This is a genomic window from Rhizobium sp. NFR07 (genome assembly GCF_900111905.1).
Taxonomy (GTDB): domain Bacteria; phylum Pseudomonadota; class Alphaproteobacteria; order Rhizobiales; family Rhizobiaceae; genus Neorhizobium.
Genome location: NZ_FOKM01000011.1, coordinates 33,282 through 55,591, shown reverse-complemented (window position 1 = coordinate 55,591; position 22,310 = coordinate 33,282). Strand labels below are relative to the sequence as shown.

Annotated in this window: 20 protein-coding genes; 10 read left to right on the top strand and 10 right to left on the bottom strand. The window is 61.2% G+C overall.

Annotated features, from left to right (window positions below; all coding sequences use genetic code 11):
• Window positions 1-129 precede the first annotated feature (129 nt).
• From BM216_RS21670 to BM216_RS21650, 4 genes are all read right to left on the bottom strand, one after another.
• Window positions 130-450, bottom strand: coding sequence for a DUF1236 domain-containing protein (locus BM216_RS21670; protein WP_093001305.1), 321 nt, complete (start codon window positions 448-450; stop codon window positions 130-132).
• 168 nt (window positions 451-618) lie between these two features.
• Window positions 619-2,745, bottom strand: coding sequence for a methyl-accepting chemotaxis protein (locus BM216_RS21665; RefSeq protein ID WP_244530259.1), 2,127 nt, complete (start codon window positions 2,743-2,745; stop codon window positions 619-621).
• Between the two features lie 195 nt (window positions 2,746-2,940).
• Window positions 2,941-4,731, bottom strand: a complete 1,791-nt coding sequence (gene aspS, locus BM216_RS21660; protein ID WP_093001303.1) for an aspartate--tRNA ligase — start codon at window positions 4,729-4,731, stop codon at window positions 2,941-2,943.
• 173 nt (window positions 4,732-4,904) lie between these two features.
• Window positions 4,905-5,837: a DUF3396 domain-containing protein gene (locus tag BM216_RS21650; protein ID WP_093001301.1), complete on the bottom strand. Its 933-nt coding sequence runs from the start codon at window positions 5,835-5,837 to the stop codon at window positions 4,905-4,907.
• Between the two features lie 201 nt (window positions 5,838-6,038).
• Here BM216_RS21650 and BM216_RS21645 point away from each other — a divergent pair, with 201 nt between their 5' ends.
• The 3 genes from BM216_RS21645 to BM216_RS21635 all read left to right on the top strand — a co-directional run bounded on the left by BM216_RS21645 (window position 6,039) and on the right by BM216_RS21635 (window position 9,511).
• Window positions 6,039-7,277 (top strand): MFS transporter, encoded by a 1,239-nt coding sequence (locus BM216_RS21645; protein WP_093001300.1) that lies wholly within the window; start codon window positions 6,039-6,041, stop codon window positions 7,275-7,277.
• A gap of 81 nt (window positions 7,278-7,358) precedes the next feature.
• Window positions 7,359-8,504 (top strand): ribonuclease D, encoded by a 1,146-nt coding sequence (rnd, locus tag BM216_RS21640; RefSeq protein ID WP_093001299.1) that lies wholly within the window; start codon window positions 7,359-7,361, stop codon window positions 8,502-8,504.
• 2 nt (window positions 8,505-8,506) lie between these two features.
• Window positions 8,507-9,511, top strand: coding sequence for a DUF2891 domain-containing protein (locus BM216_RS21635; RefSeq protein ID WP_093001298.1), 1,005 nt, complete (start codon window positions 8,507-8,509; stop codon window positions 9,509-9,511).
• Between the two features lie 8 nt (window positions 9,512-9,519).
• Here BM216_RS21635 and BM216_RS21630 read toward each other — a convergent pair whose 3' ends face one another.
• Window positions 9,520-9,927 (bottom strand): DUF2000 family protein, encoded by a 408-nt coding sequence (locus tag BM216_RS21630; protein WP_093001297.1) that lies wholly within the window; start codon window positions 9,925-9,927, stop codon window positions 9,520-9,522.
• Here BM216_RS21630 and BM216_RS21625 point away from each other — a divergent pair.
• The 3 genes from BM216_RS21625 to BM216_RS21615 all read left to right on the top strand — a co-directional run bounded on the left by BM216_RS21625 (window position 9,914) and on the right by BM216_RS21615 (window position 12,956).
• A complete protein-coding gene (locus BM216_RS21625; protein ID WP_244530258.1) occupies window positions 9,914-10,828 on the top strand; it encodes an AraC family transcriptional regulator in 915 nt (304 codons plus the stop codon). The genes BM216_RS21630 and BM216_RS21625 overlap by 14 nt on opposite strands.
• A gap of 145 nt (window positions 10,829-10,973) precedes the next feature.
• Window positions 10,974-12,344, top strand: a complete 1,371-nt coding sequence (locus BM216_RS21620; RefSeq protein ID WP_093001295.1) for an esterase-like activity of phytase family protein — start codon at window positions 10,974-10,976, stop codon at window positions 12,342-12,344.
• Between the two features lie 168 nt (window positions 12,345-12,512).
• Window positions 12,513-12,956, top strand: coding sequence for an SRPBCC family protein (locus tag BM216_RS21615; RefSeq protein WP_093001294.1), 444 nt, complete (start codon window positions 12,513-12,515; stop codon window positions 12,954-12,956).
• A gap of 30 nt (window positions 12,957-12,986) precedes the next feature.
• On the opposite strand, the gene BM216_RS21610 is transcribed toward BM216_RS21615, so the two are convergent.
• The 5 genes from BM216_RS21610 to BM216_RS21590 all read right to left on the bottom strand — a co-directional run bounded on the left by BM216_RS21610 (window position 12,987) and on the right by BM216_RS21590 (window position 19,364).
• Entirely contained in the window at window positions 12,987-13,577 is a 591-nt protein-coding gene (locus BM216_RS21610; protein ID WP_093001293.1) for an SMI1/KNR4 family protein, read from the bottom strand.
• Between the two features lie 63 nt (window positions 13,578-13,640).
• Entirely contained in the window at window positions 13,641-15,161 is a 1,521-nt protein-coding gene (gene ppx / locus BM216_RS21605) for an exopolyphosphatase (RefSeq protein ID WP_093001292.1), read from the bottom strand.
• Between the two features lie 19 nt (window positions 15,162-15,180).
• Window positions 15,181-17,385 carry an RNA degradosome polyphosphate kinase gene (locus BM216_RS21600; RefSeq protein ID WP_093001291.1) on the bottom strand — a complete coding sequence of 735 codons (2,205 nt, stop codon included), beginning with the start codon at window positions 17,383-17,385 and terminating at the stop codon, window positions 15,181-15,183.
• Between the two features lie 65 nt (window positions 17,386-17,450).
• Window positions 17,451-18,170, bottom strand: a complete 720-nt coding sequence (gene hdaA / locus BM216_RS21595) for a DnaA regulatory inactivator HdaA (RefSeq protein WP_093001290.1) — start codon at window positions 18,168-18,170, stop codon at window positions 17,451-17,453.
• A gap of 6 nt (window positions 18,171-18,176) precedes the next feature.
• Window positions 18,177-19,364 (bottom strand): AI-2E family transporter, encoded by a 1,188-nt coding sequence (locus BM216_RS21590; RefSeq protein WP_093001289.1) that lies wholly within the window; start codon window positions 19,362-19,364, stop codon window positions 18,177-18,179.
• 223 nt (window positions 19,365-19,587) lie between these two features.
• On the opposite strand from BM216_RS21590, the gene purM reads away from it, so the two are divergent.
• The 4 genes from purM to BM216_RS21570 all read left to right on the top strand — a co-directional run bounded on the left by purM (window position 19,588) and on the right by BM216_RS21570 (window position 22,306).
• On the top strand, window positions 19,588-20,661 hold the full coding sequence (purM, locus tag BM216_RS21585) for a phosphoribosylformylglycinamidine cyclo-ligase (protein WP_093001288.1): 1,074 nt from the start codon (window positions 19,588-19,590) through the stop codon (window positions 20,659-20,661).
• Between the two features lie 29 nt (window positions 20,662-20,690).
• Window positions 20,691-21,350 (top strand): phosphoribosylglycinamide formyltransferase, encoded by a 660-nt coding sequence (gene purN / locus BM216_RS21580; protein WP_093001287.1) that lies wholly within the window; start codon window positions 20,691-20,693, stop codon window positions 21,348-21,350.
• A 78-nt stretch (window positions 21,351-21,428) separates the two neighbouring features.
• Window positions 21,429-21,791 (top strand): antitoxin Xre/MbcA/ParS toxin-binding domain-containing protein, encoded by a 363-nt coding sequence (locus BM216_RS21575; RefSeq protein ID WP_093001286.1) that lies wholly within the window; start codon window positions 21,429-21,431, stop codon window positions 21,789-21,791.
• Entirely contained in the window at window positions 21,788-22,306 is a 519-nt protein-coding gene (locus BM216_RS21570) for an RES family NAD+ phosphorylase (RefSeq protein WP_093001285.1), read from the top strand. The genes BM216_RS21575 and BM216_RS21570 overlap by 4 nt, the downstream gene beginning before the upstream one ends.
• Window positions 22,307-22,310 lie beyond the last annotated feature (4 nt).

The window sequence follows — 22,310 nt, the reverse complement described above, 5'->3', positions numbered from 1 at the left end:
TATAGCGGGGAAATCCGCCTGCTGCAACACTCAGGAGGCGCTCGGCGGCTCGGTGTCGATCAATAGAGAAAGCCGGAACCACGAGGTGGTCCCGGCCTCATTCTTATTTTTATCCAATGCCGAATTCGATCACTCGAGAACCTGGATCACAGTGTGGGTCTGCGGATCGACGATCACGCGGCGCTCGTTAATGACCGTATAGCCGTACTGGTCATATCCCTGAACGGGGCGGACCTCAACTGTGTCGGGCAGTACACGGCCGACAAGCACGTCACCTTCATAGGGTACGGATTCAACCGGCTGTTCCATGACATAGGTACGGACTTCACCTGGCATCACAACCGTCGAACTGGTGGTAACCGGCTCCTGGGTGATCACGGTGGTTTGGGCGAACGCCACGCCGGAAAAGGCCATCAAAGCCGCTGAAGCGGCCAGCAGAGTCTTACGCATGTTGTATCTCCCTTTCTTCTTCTGGCAGTAACAACACGGTCGCGGAAAGATGGTTCCGTCTCTTTACACGCCTTAATTGTGGCAGAGACTGTGGCGAAATTCGTGCAATACACCGGTGTGCGGAACGCAGTCCCGCACAACATCGGCCCTGCGATTACTTGGGCCTCATCAAGCGGCCCGCACATGCCGCGACGGATTGCCGTTGGACCGCGCAGATGTGCTTGCACCTTCGGCCTCTATCTTGAACATGCCGACGAGTTCGCGCAGGCGCTGGGCTTCCTCCATAAGGAGTGCGCTCGCCGCGTTGTTCTCCTCTACCATGGCGGCATTCTGCTGCGTGCCCTGATCCAGCAGGTTGACCGCGCTGTTGATCTCGGCGAGCCCAACCGACTGCTCGCGGGCCGAGAGTGCGATCGCCTCGACCTGGCCGTTGATCGCCTCGACCCGTGTTCCGATCCCGCTGAGCGCATCGCCGGTCTCGCGCACCGAGCGTACGCCATCCTTCACTTCCTGGCCGGAAACGTGGATGAGCTGCTTGATCTCGCGCGCCGCATCGGCGGAGCGGCCGGCGAGTGCCCGCACTTCCTGCGCGACAACGGCGAAGCCACGGCCCGCCTCCCCTGCCCGTGCCGCTTCAACACCGGCATTCAGGGCAAGCAGGTTGGTCTGGAAGGCAATCTCGTCGATCACGCCGATAATGCCGGAAATCTTTTCAGACGATCCCTCGATGCGGCGCATGGCCTCCAATGCATTGCCGACGAGCGCGCGGGTATGGACCGCAGCACTGTTGGCATCACTGGCCAGATGATGGGCTTCCTGCGAGCGTTTCGAGGAGTTGGCGACATTGGCCGTGATTTCTTCGAGCGCTGCAGCCGTCTCTTCCAGCGAAGCGGCCTGCTGCTCGGTGCGGCGGGAGAGATCGTCGGCGCTGCCGGCGATCTCGTGGCTGCCGCCCTGGATCGAATTGCTGGCCTGGGCGATCGACGCCATGACATCGGCCAGCCGCGCGACCGTCTGGTTGAGGTCGCTGCGCAGCGCTTCGAAATCAGGGGCGAAAGGTTCGGTCAGTTCGAAGGCGAGGTCGCCGGCGGCGAGGCGGCGCAGGCCCTCGGCGATACCTTCGGTCGCCTGCATCAGGCGTTCGCGGGCATCAGCCTCGGCCTCACGCTGCAGGCGCAGGCGTTCGCCCTCGGCATTGGCGCGCGCTTCGGCCGCTTCCTCCTCGAGACGCCGGTTGGCGATCGCAGCCTGGCGGAAGGTATCGAGCGCACCGGCCATCGCGCCGAATTCGTTGCGACAGTTCAGCGAGGGAATGTCGATGTCAGTCCGGCCATCGGCCAGTTCGCGCATCGCACCGGTCATGGCGACGACCGGGCGGGTGATCGAGCGGCCGATCAGCCAGACGCCCGCCGCGAGCGCCGCCATTGCTGCGGCGACCAGACCTGCTGCGATCATCAGGTTGCGTTCGGCGACGCGCGCATTCTCGGCCAATGTGGCGGCGCGCTGCGTCTCATAGGCGGTGCTGACAGCCGCGACCTGCGGCTCCAACGCCTGATAGGCTGTGGAAACGGACTGTTCCGATGTCGCCTCCTTGAGGCTGCCCTCGGCATAAAGCTTGAAGGCCGTGCGATAGACTTCCAGCGCATCCATGACGCGGCTGCGCTGCGCGCCGGGGCGAAAGGCCTGCTTGACCAGCGCGGTGAAGACTTCGGCTTCCGCCGAATGCTTTTCCAGATAGGAAGGGTCGCGGCGGAGAATGAAATCCTTCTCGTGCCGACGCATCATCAACATGCTGGCGCGGATGTCGATCTGCTCGACCGACTGGAGCCGTTCCTCGATCGAGTGGACCGCCGAGCGCATCGCGCCTTCGAGGCCGTTGTTCTGGTCCAGACCGAGGTTCTGGTTGTCGGCGACCAGCGTCGCGAAGGCCGCCTCGTAGGTCACCAGGCCACTGCCCAACTGATCGAGCTGACCGACAAGTTCGGTGCCGGCGGACGCCTTCAGGCCTTCGAGGCCCGCGCGCACGCCGGTGATTGCGGCCTGAAATTTTTCGGTCGCGGCCATGTCCTTGTGCAGGAGAAAATACTGTTCCCAGAGCAGCGTGTCGCGCACTCCGGCCGACATCTGGGCGACTTCGATCTGGCTTTGGGTCAATCGCTCCGCTGTCGTCCGGTAACCTGCCTCCACCTGCCGCTGGGCGAGGAAAATCGCGGCGATCGTGATGATCCCGGCAAAAGCCAGGATTGCAAGGAGAAGAACGCGGTGAGAGATCCGAAGATTCGAAAAGAAGGCCAATAGAGCGGTCCTGGGCAGTTGAGAGTTTCCGGATAAGTGCCCGCAAAGACTTAAATAAGGATCAAACCGAACGCGAAATTTCGGTGACAGTTTCGTGACATATATTACAACGCTGCATTGCACAGCCATGCAAAACGGCGACCCGAAGGTCGCCGTCGAAATGTTCCGGAACTATGCTTGGAAAAGGACCGGAAATCAGTCCTTCTTAACGGGCGGGATCGGGCGGATCGCCAGCTCGCGCAGCTGCGTCGGGGTGGCTTCCGACGGGGCGCCCATCAGAAGGTCCTGTGCCTGCTGGTTCATCGGGAACAGCGTGATTTCGCGCAGGTTCTTTGCACCGGTCAGCAACATGACGACGCGGTCGACGCCGGCTGCCATGCCGCCATGCGGGGGCGCACCGTACTGGAAGGCACGGTAGAGGCCGCCGAAGCGATCTTCCACGTCCTGCTGGGAAAGGCCGACCATTTCGAAGGCCTTGACCATGACTTCCGGCAGCTGGTTACGGATCGAGCCCGAAGCGATTTCGAAGCCGTTGCAGACCATGTCGTACTGGTATGCCTTGATCGTCAGCGGATCCTGGTTTTCCAGCGCGTCGAGACCGCCCTGCGGCATCGAGAACGGGTTGTGAGCGAAATCGATCTTCTTGTCTTCTTCGTTATATTCGAAGAACGGGAAGTCGACGATCCAGCACAGCGCGAACTGGTCCTTGTTGGCGAGACCCAGCTCGTCGGCAGCGCGGTTACGCGCTTCGCCTGCAAACTTGTAGAACTTTTCCGGTTCGCCGGCGACGAAGAAGCAGGCATCTCCTGCTTCGAGGCCGAGCTGGACGCGCAGTGCTTCGGTGCGTTCTTCGCCGATGTTCTTGGCAAGCGGACCGGAGCCGGCAACCTTGCCTTCTTCTTCCTTCCAGAAGATGTAGCCGAGGCCAGGCTGGCCCTGCTGCTGCGCCCAGGCGTTCATGCGGTCGCAGAATGCGCGGCTGCCGCCGGTCTTGGCCGGGATCGCCCAGACTTCAACCTTCGGGTTTGAGGCGATCATGCTGGCGAATACCTTGAAGCCGGAGCCAGCAAAATGCTCGGTAACGGCTTCCATCTCGATCGGGTTGCGCAGATCCGGCTTGTCGGAACCATACTTGCGGATCGCGACATCGTACGGGATGCGCGGGAATTCCCTGGTGACCGGCTTGCCTTCGGCGAACTCTTCGAAGATGCCGCGCATGACCGGTTCCATCGTCTCCCAGACTTCTTCCTGGGTGACGAAGCTCATTTCGAGGTCGAGCTGGTAGAATTCGCCCGGCAGGCGGTCGGCACGCGGGTCTTCATCGCGGAAGCATGGCGCGATCTGGAAGTAGCGGTCGAAACCGGCAACCATCATCAGCTGCTTGTACTGCTGCGGCGCCTGCGGCAACGCGAAGAACTTGCCGGGATGGATACGCGACGGCACGAGGAAGTCGCGCGCACCTTCCGGCGAAGAAGCCGTCAGGATCGGCGTCGAATATTCGGTGAAACCGCCGGCGGTCATTTCGCGGCGCATGGCGGCGATGATCTGGGTGCGCTTGACGATGTTCTTGTGCAGCGTCTCGCGGCGCAGGTCGAGGAAGCGATACTTCAGGCGCACATCTTCCGGATATTCCGGCTCGCCGAAGACCGGCAGCGGCAATTCCTTGGCAGCAGAAAGAACTTCGATTTCCTTGGCGTAGAGTTCGATTTCACCCGTCGACATGGTCTTGTTGACGGTGTCTTCCGAACGCGCCTTGACCACGCCATCGATGCGGATGACCCACTCGCCACGAACGACTTCGGCCGTCTTGAAGGCCGGGCTGTCCGGGTCGCAAACGACCTGGGTCATGCCGTAATGGTCGCGCAGATCGACGAAAAGGACGCCGCCATGATCTCGCACGCGATGGACCCAGCCGGAGATGCGAACATTGGAGCCGACATCCGACTTGCGGAGGGCTGCACAGGTGTGGCTGCGGTAACGATGCATGTCTTTTATCCTGGACTGATGCTTTTGAACGGCCTTTGTCGGGCGCACGAAGCAGCCCTGCCGATATCATGGAAAATCGGCGCGAAAAGCGCATGGGTGGTCCGATTTGTCAAGGCTTTGACGGGCTATCAGGGCAGGAAGCGCACCGAAAGACTGCAGGACGGCTTCACGGGTTAATCGAACCGATGAATATAGGCATGGACCTTGGCTTCATGCCCGGACATCATTCCGCCGCCGAAGCCGAACGCCTGCAGGCAGCCTTCCGGCAGGCGGATGGGGGCCAAATAGCTGGCAACCGAGCGATAGGCGTCGATGTTGTCGCCCGCCTCGACATCGCCCCAGATCGGGCGTTCGCCGGCCGTCACGCATAATACACGTTCCGACTTCTCCACAGCGATATCCGATCCGGACCGCAACTGCGCGATATCAGGCAGCCGAGGCCAGAATCCGGCACCGATGAGAGTACGCCAGCCGATATCGGCAATGCCCGGCAATTCACCGGTCTTCCAGCGATAGGAAGAACCTTCGGTGCGTATGCCGTCATAGACCATGTCCGGCGTGATTTCGAGCGCGGCCTTGTAGCGCTCGACTTTGCCACCGAGCAGGAACTTCAGGCTGTCTTTATGGTAGGGCAGGAAAAAGCCCATGCCCATAACCCCGGTTATGACCGGTGCGTTCAGAAGCTCGGCCGTGACGAAATCCGCAAACTCGACGATGGAGGCCGTGTCCTCGGGAAGCGCGATGTCGAGGAAATGAAAATAGCTGCGCTGTTCGACGCCGAAGAAAGGGACACCCGGATGACCGAATTCCTCGATCGCATATCCATAGCGCCTAATGCCCTGACCATATTCCGTCTCGTCGCGCAGGAAGAACTCCCGGCCTTCCTCCAGCAGTTTCAGATTGGCTTTCCGGATTTTGCCGCGATGGCCGGGAAAATTATAGGAGACTTCGCCGCCGCCCTTGCCATAGCGTCCCTCGAACCGCTGGTAGATACGGCCAAGGAGGTCCCGGGTTTGTCCGGCATGTATGTCGCCGTCGATGATGGCAAGGATGCGGAAAGCGGGAACAGCAGACGGCGTCCCCTCCCATAATATCATTTCCGTCATTCACATGTCCCGTCGCAATAGATCCGAATACCCACCGTGACCTATGGCGGTTCTCGTCTGCGGCAAGTCTGTCCGCCATTCATTCGACGTGGCGCAAGATCGTCCCCGCAATCGCATTTTTGCGGTTTTAACCCTGTCGTCCTGCAACCTGCTGAGCTAGAGATTGGTCGACATCACGCGCAGCGATTCCCCCTGGCAGCCATGAACCATATCAAGCCACTCGTGCCCCTTCTCGTCACCGCCGGCATCCTGATCGGCGGCAACGGCCTGCAGGGCACCTATATCGCGCTGCGTGGCACGGCGGAGGGATTTTTGCCCTCGGTGATCGGCATGATCGGCGCGGGCTACAGCATCGGCTTTGCGATCGGCTGCATCTATGTCGGCCGGCTTCTGCGCTCGATCGGGCATATCCGTGTCTTCGCAGCGATGGCGGCGATTACCGCGGCCGCCTCGCTTGCCATGTCGATGTTCGTCGATGCCGCCTTCTGGCTCGGAATGCGCTTCGTGATCGGGCTTGCCGTCGCCTGCCTGTTCGCGACGGTGGAAAGCTGGATCAATGCCAAGGTCACCAACGAGAACCGGGCGCGCACGCTGTCGGTCTATCGCTTCGTCGATCTCGGCTCCGTGACAATAGCGCAATATATGATCCCGACCTTCGGCATCGACGGGCCGGTGATCTTCAACATCATCGTCTTCGCGCTCATCCTGTCGCTCGTGCCGATTTCGCTCGCCGACAAGTCGAGCCCTACGGCACCGGAGGCGATCGCCTTCGATCTCAAGGCTGTCTGGCGCATCTCGCCGCTCGCCGTCGTCGGCGTCGTGGCGGTCGGCCTGTCCATGGCCGCCTTCCGCAATATCGGGCCGATCTATGCCGCCGAACTCGGCATGAGCATCACCTCGATCGCCACCTTCATGAGCGCCGGCATCATCGGCGGTGTAGTGCTGCAATATCCGCTCGGTCTTTATTCCGACAAGCTCGACCGGCGGCGCGTCATCCTGTGGGCAACGGCCGGCTCGATCCTCACCGGGGCCTATCTCTCCTTTGGCGCTGGAACCAGCGAGACGGCCAATATCATTGCGGTCTTCCTCTTCGGCGCGTTTTCCATGCCGCTCTATTCGCTCTGCTCGGCCCATGGAAACGATCATGCCGGCCCTGGCCAATATGCGCTGATTGCGGCGGGACTGCTGTTCTTCTGGTCGGTGGGCGCAACGATCGGGCCACTGCTTGCCGCGACCCTGCTCGAGCACTACGGACCGCGCGCCTTCTTCGCGTATACATCGTTCATTTTCATCGGGTTCTTCATCTTCACGCTCAGACGCATGGGGGTCAGGCCGCCGGTGCCGCCGTCCGAGCGTCATTCGCGTTTCCGGGCGCTGCTGCGCACCTCCGCCTATTTCAACCGTCTTGCCGAACCGCCGAAGAAGGATGGCCGGGAGTAAGCCGTGCGGAATCCCCGTCGCGCTATTGACTCAACGGGCCTAAAGCGAAAGGAAGGCTGATCACCTACCGCGAACGGACCAATGATCGACACAACCGCAGCCCTCGAGAAAGCCTGCGCCGAACTGGCTCAGTCAGACTTCATCACCATCGATACGGAATTCCTCCGTGAGACGACTTTCTGGCCGGAACTCTGCCTCATCCAGATGGCCAGCCCGACGGTCGAAGTGCTGGTCGATCCGCTGGCAAAAGGGCTGGACCTGAAGCCCTTCTTCGAGCTGATGGCGAACCCCGCAGTGGTGAAGGTCTTCCATGCCGCAAGGCAGGATATCGAGATCATCCACCATCTTGGCAATCTCGTGCCGCATCCGATCTTCGACACGCAGGTCGCCGCCATGGTCTGCGGCTTCGGGGACAGCGTCTCCTACGACCAGCTCGTCAGCCGCATCAAGAACGTCCATATCGACAAGTCGTCGCGCTTCACCGACTGGAGCCGCCGTCCCCTGTCCGAAAAGCAGCTCGAATACGCGCTGGCCGACGTTACCCATTTGCGCGACGTCTACCAGCATCTGAAGACCGAGCTGGAGCGCGAAGGCCGCGCCCTTTGGTTGACCGAGGAAATGGCGATCCTGGAAAACCCAGGCACCTATGATCTGCATCCGGACGATGCCTGGCAGCGTCTAAAGGCCCGCCTGCGCAAGCCGACGGAACTGGCGATCCTCAAATTCGTCGCCGCCTGGCGTGAACGGGAGGCTCGCAGCCGCAACGTGCCGCGTTCGCGCGTGCTGAAGGACGATGCCATCTACGAAATCGCCCAGCAGCAGCCGAAGGATACGGAAGCGCTTGGCCGTCTGCGCACCATCCCGAAGGGCTGGGAGCGCTCTTCCTCGGGTGCTGCGATCGTGGAAGCCGTCAATGCGGCGCTCGCGCTGCCCAAGGCAGATATGCCGCATCCGCCGAAGCACAGCCATGTGCCGGAAGGCACGGCTGCCGCCGTCGAACTGCTCAAGGTGCTCCTGAAGCTCATCTCCGACAAGCAGGGTGTTGCCGCCAAGGTGATCGCCAATACCGACGATCTCGAAAAGATCGCCGCGGAAGGCGAGAATGCCGAGGTCGCCGCCCTTTCCGGCTGGCGCCGCGAGCTGTTCGGCGACACCGCCCTCAAACTGATCGAAGGTGGCGTTGCCCTGCGCTTCGTCAACAAGAAGGTCGAGGCGGTCGAGCTTTAGTCATGCGCCCTTCCCTCACCTCAGACATTGCCCAGAGGTTTGCGATCATCGCGCTCGGGCATGTTAGGCGGGAATATCCCAACAAGCCGGGCAACGTGCTTGCGGGACCGGAGGATGCGAAGACACCGAGTGGGCTCTACCCGGTCTTTTACGGCAGTTTCGACTGGCATTCCTGCGTTCACGGCTACTGGATGCTTGCCCATATGCTGCGCAGGTTTCCGGATATTCCGGCGGCCGCCGGGATCCGCTCGCTCTTTGATGTGATGCTGGTGCCCGACAAGGTGGCAGGCGAATGCGCCACCATGAGCGCACCGATGATGCGCGGTTTCGAGCGCCCCTATGGATGGGGCTGGCTCTTGAAGCTCGCCGCGGAACTGGAGGGACTGGAAGGCGGCCGCTGGGCCGAAGCGCTTCGCCCGCTGACCGAAATCTTTGTCCAGCGTTTCCGCGACTTCCTGCCGATCGCCACCTACCCCGTCCGCGTCGGCACGCATTTCAATACGGCCTTCGCCCTGCGCCTGGCTGCGGACTATGCCGAGACAGCGGGTGACCAGCACCTCATACAGCTGCTGCAGGACACGGCACAACGCTGGTACGGCAAGGACGAAGCGTGCCCTGCCTGGGGCGAGCCGTCCGGCGACGATTTCCTCTCTTCCGCATTGATTGGGGCGGAATGCATGCGGCGACTGATGCCGGAAACGGATTTCCTGCGCTGGTTCGATGCGTTCCTGCCGGAGATCACACAGCAGAAGCCCGAGACGCTTTTCGCCCCGGCCTCCGTTTCCGATCGTACCGACGGGAAGATTGCCCATCTCGACGGGCTGAACCTGTCGCGCGCCTGGTGCTGGCGCTCGCTGGCCGCGGCACTGCCGCAGAGCGATCCGCGACACGCGATCATGGTAGATGTCGCCGAAGAGCACCTGGCGAGCGGCCTCGCCCATGTTGCCGGCGACTATATGGGCGAGCACTGGCTGGCCAGTTTCGCGACGCTGGCGCTTGAGGCCTGATCAGCTCGTCACGGATGCATTCTGGCGCCCTTCGTGATCTTGTCGACCAGCTTCTTGTCCGCCCGCAAGGCAATACCGACGAGGCGAGCGTCGTCGGGGCCGAATTGTAAGAACACATCCCGGTTGGCGGCATCATGGCCGGTCGAGAACATCTCCTCGATATAGGCCGAGGTGACGACACCGCGGTCGAGCGCTCGCCTGTGGACCGCCCGCAGCGTCTCCTGGTCGGCTGCGTGCACGACAATGGGCTGGATGGTCATGGGATTATAGACATGGCCAGCCGCATCCCGATATGCTTCGCCGATGATCGCCGGCGATTGTGCCACGATGCCGCTTGTCAGGAAGGCTGTGACGTTCAGCTTCTGCCAGGTGGCGAGGTCGTCGCGAACAAGGATCGCGATCTTGGTATCGAACATGCAGGAAAACTCCGTTCGTGGGATCGAAAGAGCCGAGCAATTAGCGTTGCCGGGCACTGACGGTCTTGAACGTTCGTGCAAGGCGCAGCCCGGCCAGTTCGCGGACGGGATGCGCATCGCGCTGCCACGTCGCGGCGTCGAGCGGATCGAAGCACGCTTTCACGGCAACGGCTTTTCGCCGCATCGGCACGACACTTATGCGCTGGGGCTGACACTTCACGGCGTCCAGACGTTTCGCTATCGCGGCGCCGAGCGATTCAGCAATCCCGGCAACGTCATCGTCCTGCATCCGGACGAGGTGCATGACGGTGCGGCGGGAACGGAAGACGGGCTGATCTACCGGATGATCTACCTGCCGCCGGAATTGATCGGCGCGGTCGACGGCCATCGCTGCACATTGCCCTTCGTTGCAAACCCGGTCACGACGGATAAGGATCTCTGGCAGGCTCTGGCCGAGGTTCTCGGTGACCTCGATCATGAACCCGGCGATCTCCTGATGGACGACACCGTGATGCGTATTTCCGCTGGCCTGTCCCGGCAGGCCGGCATCCCCCGCAAAACGATTAAGGCAACTGCCCGAACCGCCGTCATGCGCGCCCGCGACGTCCTCGAAAGCCATTGCGACGAAGCGGTCGACTCGGACACGCTGGAGGCGGCGACCGGGCTCGATCGCTATGACCTTGCGCGACAGTTCCGCCGGCTGCTCGGCACCAGCCCGCATCGCTATCTGATCATGCGCCGCCTTGACCGGGCCAAGCGGCTCATTGCGGAAGGCAGCTCGCTGGCGGATGCGGCGATCGGTTCGGGCTTTGCCGATCAGGCGCACTTCACCCGCCATTTCCGCCGCGCTTTCGGCATGACGCCGGGCCGCTGGATGGCGTTTCATCAATGCTCTCGTTGATTTTCGCAAACCGGTTCGCGACGAGACCGGCCCTGTTACATTTCTGTCTTCGATTCTTCATTCAGCCGTCGCCATTCCATCACCTGCCCGTCATGCAGGGCACCTATCGACAGCGCGTGTTTCACGCCAGATCGATAGGTGTTTCATGACCAGAACCTTTTTTTCTTCCGTCGCACTCGTAGCGATCATTGCTGCCTCTGTGTTCTCCGGCCAGGCTCTGGCGGACGACAAGGAATTCCCGGCAAAGCTCGCCGGCCAGGCCATCCTTCCGGCCAACACCGTCACCCCTGCCCCGGCTGATGCACCAGACTTTCTGAAGACCTCCGGCAAGTTCACCACCCCGGACCGCAAGCGCACCGAAAAGCTCGGCAAAGTCGACGGCAAGGACGGGGCACGCATCACCGACGTGAAGCTGCCGCTCGACGGCCAGCCGATCCAGGGCTTTTCCGGCATCAAGGCGATGGCCGACGGCACGTTCTGGACGCTGTCCGACAACGGCTTCGGCTCCAAGGCCAATTCGTCCGACGCCATGCTGTTCCTGCACCAGGTGAAGTTCGACTGGGCGACCAACAAGGTCGAGGTCGTGAAGAACATCTTCCTGTCGGACCCAAACAAGATCGCCCCCTTCCCGATCACCATGGAAGGCACCGAGAAACGCTATCTGACGGGTGCCGATTTCGACATCGAATCCATCCAGCCTGCCGGTGACGGCTTCTGGCTCGGCGAGGAATTCGGCCCTTACCTGATCAAGGTAGATGCGCTCGGCCAGCTGACCGATGTTTTTGCAACCACGGTTGACGGCAAGCCGGTCACCTCGCCCGACAACCCGACACTGTCGGTTCCGGCAAATCCGACCGCCAAGATGCCGGTCTTCAACCTGAAGCGCTCCGGCGGCTTTGAAGGCATGGCAATGTCAAAGGACGGCACCAGGCTCTACGGCCTGCTCGAAGGCCCGCTCTATGTCGACGGCCAGGTCGAACAGGTAGATGGCAAGACCGCGATCCGCGTCATCGAGTTCGATATCGCCGCCGAGAAGTGGACCGGCCGTTCGTGGCTCTATCCATTCGCAGACAAGGGCGTTGCAATCGGCGACTTCAACATGATGGACGAGACGACCGCTCTCGTGATCGAGCGTGACAACGGCGCGGGCTCCAAAGACAAGGCATGCGCCGATCCGAAGCAGCCGAAGCCGGATTGCTTCGAGGCTCCGGCTGAACTGAAGCGCGTCTACAAGATCGAATTCAACGACGCCAATGTCGGCAAGGCTGTGCGCAAGATCGGCTATATCGATCTTCTCAACATCAAGGACCCGGACAACAAAAAGAAGGCCGGCTCCAAGGATGGCGTCTATGACATGCCGTTCGTGACGATCGAAAATGTCGACCAGATCGACGCGACGCACCTGATCATCGGCAACGACAACAACCTGCCCTTCTCGGCCGGCCGTGCCGTCGACAAGGCAGACGACAACGAATTCAGCCTGATCGAAGCGGGCGAGTTCCTGTCCGCCAAGTAAGCAACCCTGCGCAATCTGAAGAGACGCGGTCGGCACCTGCCGGCCGCGTTTTTTTTCGTCTTGCCGAAATCGCCTCGAATTTCCGCTACAAAAAAGATCGACACTTGTCGGAACGCGCAAAGCCCGTCCGTCCTTGAGACATCCAGAGGACAACCGGAGGAAGTCGACATGCCAAGCACGATCAAACTGCACCGCGTTCTTGCCACCAGTCCGCAGAAGGTCTACCGCGCCTTCATCGAGGCCGATGCACTCGCCAAATGGCTTCCGCCGAACGGCTTTGCCTGCACCGTCCATGATTTTGACCCATCGGTCGGCGGCCGGTTCCGGATGTCCTTCCGCAATTTCACGACGACCGAGAGCCATTCCTTCGGCGGCGAGTTTCTCGAATTCACGCCCGGCGAACGCATTCGCTATACCGATCGCTTCGATGATCAGAACCTGCCGGGCGAAATGGAAGTCACGGTGATCCTGAAATCGGTATCGGTCGGAACGGATATGGAAATCACCCAGGCCGGCGTGCCGGATCTCATTCCGGCCGAGGCCTGCTATCTCGGCTGGCAGGACTCGCTGCGCAACCTCGCGAGACTGGTCGAGCCGAATATCGAAGAATGACGCTGCAAAGCCGGCGGCAAGGACGCCGGTTCATACGAACCGCGCGTATTTCGTTATCAGGTCGCAAACATCACTTGCGATCACGGAGTAATAGCCGGCCTCGACGAGGTAATCGACTGCCTCGTCGGTGGACTTGTACGCAACGCCGGCTCCCCTGAAGCCGCTGAAAAGCTCGCCATCCGTATACATGATATGGCCGTCGTAACGGCCTCCAGAAATCTCCACTAAGGTGCAGAAGTCTCCGCCCAGGCCAATCACATGGGCGAATGGCGTGAAGTCGTAATCATGGAAATCCATCTTGGGCGCGAGCTTTTCCAGATCGTAATAGGTGTGCCCGTTGCCGATGCCGAACAGGGTATTGATGTCGGACAGGACGAACCGGTCGCGCCTGTCATCGTCAATGGTGGCCTTGTCCGCCTCTGGCGCAAGACTGTAATCCAGGCCATTTTCCCGCATCAGAAAATTTCGATAGCCGTCTGAAAAATGAATGCCGTAGCGCTTTTCGAAAGCGGACAGCCGGGCGGCATCCGCTGTACCGTAACGCCTAGTGACGAAACTGGAAGCGGCAAATTTAGAGAGCGCATCTGGCCGTCGAAAGGGAATGACGTTGTCGCTGCTCATACACTTGCCTTCATTTTCCCGGTCCGGGCCCGAGGCCCGGAGCTAGTTGCAATGGCGGGATTCCTATTCGAACGTGAAAGCCAAGCGCTTGCCGGTGAGTTTCGCCAGTTGCTGCAGGCGGCCGTCGAGCCTTTCGCCTGCAAAATTGCGATAGGCATTGGGCACGACGAATTCGAGGTCGAGATCGGGCGACATCGACTGCCTGAAAGTGAGGTGATTGACGAGGCCAGGCATTGACGCCGAGAAAAGGTAGACGACACGCAGGAGCCCGCCAAGTAGCTTGGCCAGGTCCAGAAGCCGCTGCGTGGTTATCTTGGCAAGCGGATCAGTGGCACCGTTATCCGCAAGGCCTTCGAAGCGATAGTAATTTGCCAGCGCCAGATAGGAACGGCCCGGATGGGTGATGCCGACGAAGGACGAGTGGGCGATCACGTTCAGCGCCTGGGCGCCGCGATAGTCCGGATGGGCGCGCCAGCTGATATCGGCAACGAGGCATGCGGCCTGCCGGTAGCGGCTTTCTTCTTCAGTTTCGGTAATGCCGAAGAAGGGCACCATGCGGCCGGTCCAGTCCGCCAGCTCGCGCGCATGCTCGGGCGAGCGGGCGCGAAGGATTGCCAGCTGATCGGCAGCGACGAGCAACGGATCCGATGTCCGTTCCTCATCGGGAAGCAGCGAATAGAGATAACCTTCGCGTACACCCTGGGCGGAGAAGGTGATGCGGGCCGGCTTCATCACCGTCAGCACTTCCTGCATGGCGATCGCGCCATAGGGAAGAAGCGCGCGGCGGCTCTTGGACACGGCCTGCCAGGCACCATCCTTGGAATCCTTGGCAGCGATAACTTCTTCGAGGAACTTCTGCATCTCGTCGAGAGGAAGCTCGTATTCCTGCATCATGTGCAGCGGATATTTGGTGATTTCCATGTGCAGCTTGGCGATGTTTCGCCAGGTGCCGCCAACGGCATAAAAGGTGCGCCCCTCACCCTTTTCCAGGAAACGGGCGGTATTGACCTGCTTGCGTGCGAAGGTACGTGCCTTGGTCAGCGAGTTGCCGGAGGATTCCGACAGCCTCAGGCCGCCGAGCGGCAGGGTAATGCCGCGACCGAATTTATGCCCGTCAATATCGATCAGTTCCAGCGAGCCGCCGCCGAGATCGCCTGCAATGCCGTCCACCTGATGGAAGCCGCTGATGACGCCAAGCGCCGAATAATGCGCTTCCTGCTCGCCGGACAAAACCTGGATTTCCTGGCCGAGAATTTGCTCCGCCTTGCGGATAAAATCGGGACCGTTGCTCGCCTCGCGGGCGGCGGCCGTCGCCAGAACGTAGATATGCGTGGCACGCGCTTGATCGGAGAGTGCCTTGAAACGCTTGAGCGCATCAAGTGCGCGCTCGACGCCTTCGTCATCCATACGGCCGTTCGAGCCCAGCCCCTTGCCCAGACCGCAGAGAACCTTTTCGTTGAAAAGGACCGTCGGGGCGCGGGTGAGACCTTCATAGATGACGACTCGAACGGAATTCGATCCGATGTCGATGACGGAAACAGGGGCAATGCCGGGCAGCCGCCCCTGGGCTTCAGATCGTACCATACTGCCTAATCTTGCCTGACTACTTCTTGCGGCCTGACATCACGCCTGCAATCAGTTTCGGTGCACTCGACTTCAAGGCTTCGCCCCGGCCGGAAAGGCTCGGGTTGGTCATGAAATAATGCTGGGCGTTGAATGGTTCCTCACCCTGCCGCACCTCCATGCGCCTTGACGTCCCGTCGGGCAGTATCTCGTAGCTCTGCTGGTTGTCAATCAGGTTGCCCAGCATAATCTGTGACAGAACCTGCTCATGCACGGTCGGGTTGAGCAGCGGCACGAGCGTCTCGACACGGCGATCGAGGTTGCGCGGCATCATGTCGGCCGAACCGATATAGACCAGCGCCTTGTCAGACGGCAGGCCCTGGCCGTTGCCGAAGCAAAAGATGCGGCTGTGTTCCAGGAAGCGGCCGACGATCGACTTGACCCGGATATTGTCGGAAAGACCCGCCACCTGCGGGCGCAGGCAGCAGATGCCGCGAATGACCAGATCGACTTCCACGCCGGCATGGCTGGCGCGATAGAGCGCGTCGATGATCTCCGGGTCGACCAGCGAGTTCATCTTCATCCAGATCGCGGCAGGACGGCCTGCCTTTGCATGCGCGATCTCTTCCTCGATATGGCGGAGGATGCGCGGACGCAGCGTATAGGGCGAGACGGCAAGCTTCATGCTTTCCTTCGGCTCGCCGTAGCCGGTGATAAAGTTGAAGATATTCGCCATGTCATGGGCGATCTTCGGATTGCAGGTGAAGAAGGACAGATCGGTGTAGATCTTCGCGGTGATCGGGTGGTAGTTGCCCGTGCCGAGGTGGCAATAGGTACGCAGTTTGCCGTCTTCGCGGCGCACGACCATGGACATCTTTGCGTGGGTCTTCAGTTCGATGAAGCCGAACACGACCTGTACGCCGGCACGCTCCAGGTCGCGAGCCCAGCGGATATTTGCCTCTTCATCGAACCGCGCCTTGAGCTCGACCAGCGCGGTGACCGACTTGCCGGCTTCGGCGGCATCGATCAGGGCTCGGACGATGGGGCTGTCGTTGGAGGTTCTGTAGAGGGTCTGCTTGATGGCGAGGACGTCGGGATCGCGCGCCGCCTGCAGAAGAAACTGCACAACAACGTCGAAGCTCTCATAAGGATGGTGGACCACCATGTCCTTTTCGCGGATGGCAGCGAGGCAGTCTCCAGCGTGTTCGCGGACGCGTTCGGGAAATCGCGCATTGTAGCTTTCAAAGCGCAAGTCTTCGCGCGGCGCCTTGGTGATTTCCGACATAGTGTTGAGCGCGAGCAGACCGGGCAGAACCGCGACGCGGTTTTCCGGCACGCCGAGCTCCTGCACCACGAACTGGCGCAGCGATGCGGGCATTTCCGAGTCGGTCTCGATACGGATGACCTTGCCGCGGCGGCGGCGCTTCAGCGCAGTCTCGAAGAAACGGACCAGGTCTTCGGCTTCTTCTTCCACTTCCAAATCGCTGTCGCGAATGATGCGGAATGTGCCGGCGCCCCTCACCTCATAACCAGGGAACAGCCGATCCGTGAACATGCCGACCACGTCTTCAAGCGTGATGTAGCGGATCGTCGTGCCGTCGTCCGGCAGGCGCACGAAACGGTCGAGCGTCGTCGGCAGGCGCAGCAGGCCGGTCATCGGCTCCTTGCCGTGCAGGCTGTGCAGCTGCAGGCCCATGGTGAAACCAAGGTTCGGGATGAAGGGGAACGGGTGCGCCGGGTCGATGGCAAGAGGTGTCAGAACAGGGAAGAGGTCTTCTTCGAAATCGGTCGCCAGCCAGGCGCGATCGTCGGCCGACAGAGCACCGGGGCGGACGATCAGGATGTCTTCCTGGGCCAAATACTGCTGCAGGACCGCAAGCGAAGCCTGCTGCTCCATCTGCAGGTTGTCGATTTCCTGTAGAATGGAATCGAGCTGCTCGGCCGGCGTTTTGCCGTCGGGGCTGCGCACGACAATGTTCTGGCGGACCTGGCCTTCGAGACCGGCGACGCGCACCATGAAGAATTCATCGAGGTTGGCAGCGGAAATGGACAGGAACCGAACGCGCTCCAGCAGCGGGTGCGCTGTATTCAGGGTCTCTTCCAGAACACGCCGATTGAACTGCAGCCAGGAAAATTCGCGGTTGATGAAACGCTCGGGGCTCGCGAGCTGTTCCTTGAAGCTCGGGACCGCCTCCACTCCCTTGATTTCCGGCTTGTTTTCCTGCGGTTCGGCGATCTGGTCCATGGTTCCGTCCTCTTATCCTCTATGCCTTGCGGCCGTATAACTTTTTGACGACGGAACTGTGACAGTCAATCTCCCTCGCCGGCACTGCCGTCGACCTGCCCAAGGCCTTCCAGAACCTCGGCAGCCAGATTGCGATTGATACGCACGCCGCGGGCGAGCGCCAGCCTGTCGAGCTGCTCAACAACGTTCTGCGCCGTCTCCAGCGACCGTTCCATCCGGTTGACGATATAGCCGACAATCTTGTCATCGATATTAAGCTGTCGATCGGCAAACAGTTTTACGATCACTTGTGCCAGAAGCTCTTCGTCAGGCTCGCCGATTTCCACCACCGTCGCGGCCTTCAGCCGCGACTTGAGATCCGGCAGCGCGACCTGCCAGGAGGCCGGCCAGAGGCGCGACGTCATCAGCAGCGTGTGGCCATGCTGGCGCACTGCATTGATGACGTGGAAGAGCTCGGTCTCGTCGAAACCGCGGCGATCGGCATCCTCGAACAGAACAGGACCGGAAGCGGCAATGGCGGAAACGTTCGAGCCGGCGACGGGATGAATTTCAGCGGCGCCTGCCCGCTCGCCCCAGATGTGGGCAAGATGGGATTTGCCGGAGCCGATTGGCCCCGCCAGGATGACGACCGGCGACGGCCAGTTCGGCCATTCGTCGACGACGGAGACGGCGGCGGCCAGCCTGGCGGACACCATGAGGTCATCGCGGCCGCGGGCAGCGTCATGGGTAAAATGCAGCGGCAATTGCTCGCCCTTGCGCCGCGGGCGTTCGTTCGTATCGGTCATTCGCTCTTAGGGGCGCTCGTTCTCAGGCGCGCTCTTGGGGGCCTCGATCTGCTGCTGCGCGCTGCCTGTGGTCCCCACGGCATGCGGCTCAGCCTCCTCCCACGGAAGATCGACGGATCGGCCGTAGTAGATGTCGCTGTCAAGATACCGCGACAGGGCGAAGCGGACAAGCACGCCCACCATGGCTGCGGCCGGCACCGCAATCAGAAGACCGACAAAGCCGAACAGGGCGCCGAAGGCAAACAAGGCGAACATCAGCCAGACTGGATGCAGGCCGACGCTCTGGCCGACCAGCTTCGGCTGCAGGATATTGCCCTCGATAAACTGACCCGAGAAGAACACAGCAGCAACCGCGATGATCCAGGGGAAATCAGGCCAGAACTGCACAAGAGCGACGCCGATCGCCATCACCAGGCCGATGAGCGAGCCGATATAGGGGATGAAGGAGATCATGCCGGCAACGAAGCCGATCAGCAGGCCGAAGTTCAGCCCGACCAGCGACAAGCCGACGGCATAATAGATACCGAGGATGAGGCAGAGCGAGCCCTGCCCGCGGATGAAGCCAGCCACCGAGCGGTCCATCTCGCGCGCCAGTTCACGCACGACCTGGACCTGATCGCGCGGCACCCAGCTGTCGACCTTGGAGACCATGCGGTCCCAGTCGAGCAGGATATAGAATGCGACGACCGGGGTAACGACCAGCAGCGACATGACGTCGACGATCGCCTTGCCCGAATTCCAGATCTGCCCGAGCAGCGAACCGATGAAGCCGGCACCCTGGCTCAGAACCTGGGAGAAGTTCTCCTTCACGGTCTCGATCTGCGACGAGATCCAGGGCGGCAAGAACGACGTCTGCGGGCTCGAGATGATCTGCTGCAGCTCGGTGATGTAGCCCGGCAGCGCTGCGGCGAACTGAGTGAACTGGCTGATGATGATCGGGATGACCAGCATCAGGGCCAGCGCGAAAACGGTGACGAAGCAGACGAGGATAACGATCGTCGCCATGGTGCGGCTGAGGCCCCGGCGCTCCAGCCAGTCGGCGACCGGATCGAGAAAATAGGCAAGCGCCATGCCGGCCACGAAGGGCAGCAGGATGGACGAGAAGAACCAGAGAAACAGGATGAAGCCAATAAGGACGCCGATCCAGAACAGGAGGTGGCGCCTCAGGCTGGCCCCACTGACGTGATATGGCATGTCTGCTCCTTCTTCTCTCCGCCGGCTTCTCGGCCGGTGCTTCCTGGCTTGCCGCGCATGGGGCATATGAGCGGCTTGGCGGGCGAGGTCAAGTTCACGTCTGCGTTTGCCGTAAGACCTGTGAAATACCTGCAAATCCGGCCTCAACGCTTGCATATCCGGGCAGGTCATGCAATTGGCGGCAGCTTATAGTTCCCCATTGGATCCGGACTGGAGATGGATGATGAGCGAGGCGGGCAAGAACGGTCTCACCTATAGCGATGCAGGCGTCGATATCGATGCGGGCAACCTGATGGTCGAGAAGATCAAGCCGGCGGTGCGTTCGACCCGTCGTCCCGGTGCAGACGGCGAAATCGGCGGCTTCGGCGGCCTGTTCGACCTGAAGGCAGCCGGTTTCAACGATCCGATCCTGGTTGCCGCCAATGACGGCGTCGGCACCAAGCTGAAGATCGCGATCGACGCGGATTTCCATGACACCGTCGGCATCGACCTCGTTGCCATGTGCGTCAACGACCTCGTCGTGCAGGGCGCAGAGCCACTTCTCTTCCTCGACTATTACGCCACCGGCAAGCTCGACCCCGACCAGGGTGCGGCCATCGTCAAGGGCATTGCGGCAGGCTGCGTCGAATCCGGCTGCGCGCTGATCGGCGGCGAGACGGCTGAAATGCCGGGCATGTATTCTGATGGCGACTATGACCTCGCGGGCTTTGCCGTCGGCGCTGCCGAACGCGGCCAGCTGCTGCCGGCCGGCGACATTGCTTCGGGCGATGTCATTCTCGGCCTCACCTCTTCCGGCGTTCATTCCAACGGCTTCTCGCTGGTCCGCAAGATCGTGTCGATCTCCGGCCTTTCCTGGGATGCCGCCGCGCCGTTCGCAGAAGACAAGAAACTCGGCGAAGCACTGCTGACCCCGACCCGCATCTATGTGAAGCCGCTCCTCAAGGCGATCCGCGAGACGCATGCGCTGAAGGCACTCGCCCACATCACCGGCGGCGGTTTTCCGGAAAACATTCCCCGCGTTCTGCCGAAGACGCTTTCCGCAGAAATCGAACTCGGAAACATTCCCGTCCCGGCCGTCTTCTCCTGGCTGGCTGCGACCGGCGGCGTCGAGGCGAAGGAAATGCTGCGCACGTTCAACTGCGGCGTCGGCATGATCGTCGTCGTCTCGGCGGAAAATGCCCAGACGTTGACCGACGTCCTGACTGCCCAAGGCGAGACCGTCGTGCAGCTCGGCCGCATGGTCGACCGCCCAGAAGGCGGCGCCGGCGTCATCTACAAGGGCACGCTCGGCCTCTGAAATTTTCGGGCCTCGTGAGGATTAAGACCATGAATTCGGTCAAGAAACGCGTCGTGGTCTTCATCTCCGGCGGCGGCTCCAACATGTTGTCGCTGGCAGATGAATGCGAAAGTGCGGATTTCCCCGCGGAGATCGTCGCGGTCATTTCCGACAAGCCGACCGCGGGCGGCATCGCCAAGGCCGAAGCGCGGGGGATCAGAACCTTCGTCTTCGAACGCAAGGCCTATGCAGATAAGGCCGAGCATGAGGCTGCCATTCTCGCAGCCCTCGACGAGATCAAGCCCGATATTATCTGCCTCGCCGGCTACATGCGTCTCATCTCGGGTGAATTCATCAATCGCTACGAGGGCCGGATGCTCAACATCCACCCTTCTCTCCTGCCGCTCTTCCCGGGCCTGCATACGCATCAGCGCGCCATCGACGCCGGCATGAAAATCGCCGGCTGCAGCGTGCATTTCGTCACCGAAGGCATGGATGAGGGTCCGATCGTCGCCCAGGCGGTAGTACCCGTCATCGCAGGCGACACCGCCGATACGCTCGCCGCGCGCGTGCTGACCGTCGAACACAAGCTCTATCCGCTGGCACTGAAGCTGCTGGCCGAGGGCAAGGTGAAAATGGATGGCGGCAAGGCTATCCTGGAAGGCATTCCTGCAAAGGACGACGTCGGGCTTATCTCGCCCGCGCTCTGACCGCGAAGCCAGAGACTCGACAAAATCGCTCATGAAGCATATCTTTGTACGCAGATAGCGTACAAAAAGGCCGACACTATGAATAAGCATGCCATAGCACGCGACCTCAAGGAAACGCCCTCGATCGATATCGAGGCAGTATCGGTTCGGTTCGGCATGTCCAAGCGCGAGCTCGCCGAAACGGCGGGGCTGTCGGCCAACAGCCTGCAGCGCAAGGAGCGGGCGCAGGCGCCTGCGGTCGTCGCGCGTATCGGCGAGATGGCAGAAATCATTCATCGCGTTACCGACTGGGCCGGCAGCGAAAGGCAGGCCCTTGCCTGGTATCGGGCCGAGCCTCTGCCGGCATTCGGCGGCCGAACGGCCGAAAGCCTGGTCAAGAGCGGGAAAGCCGCTGCGCTGCGGGACTATCTCGATCATCTGGCGCTCGGCGGCTTCGCTTGAGATTTCAGGGCGTCTGTTATCGCGCCCATGATCCGCGCTGGGCTATCAGCCCGCTCTCGGGCGCCGGCGCGGCGATCCGCGGTGCCCGCTTCAATCCCAAGGATGTGCCCGCTCTCTATCTCTCGACTTCGATCGAAGGAGCGATCATCGAGGCCAGCCAAGGCTTCGGCCACAAGATCCATCCATTGATGATCTGTTCCTACGAGGTTGACTGCGACGACATCGCCGATCTCACCGAAGAGGCCGCGCGGCAAAAACTTGGCATATCTCAGGAGACGATGGGAGCGGCCTGGGCAAGCGCGCTATCAGAAGGCAAGCGTCCGGCCTCCTGGTCGATCCATGACATGCTCGGCAAGTCGTGGGCCGGTGTGCTCGTACCCTCGTTCGCGCATAGGGCCGAGCCTTCGATCCGCAATCTGGTCCTCTGGAATTGGGCGGCAGACCTGCCGCACAAGGTGGACGTCATCGACCCGATGGGCAGGCTGCCGAAAAACCAGAAGTCCTGGGAGGACTGAGAAC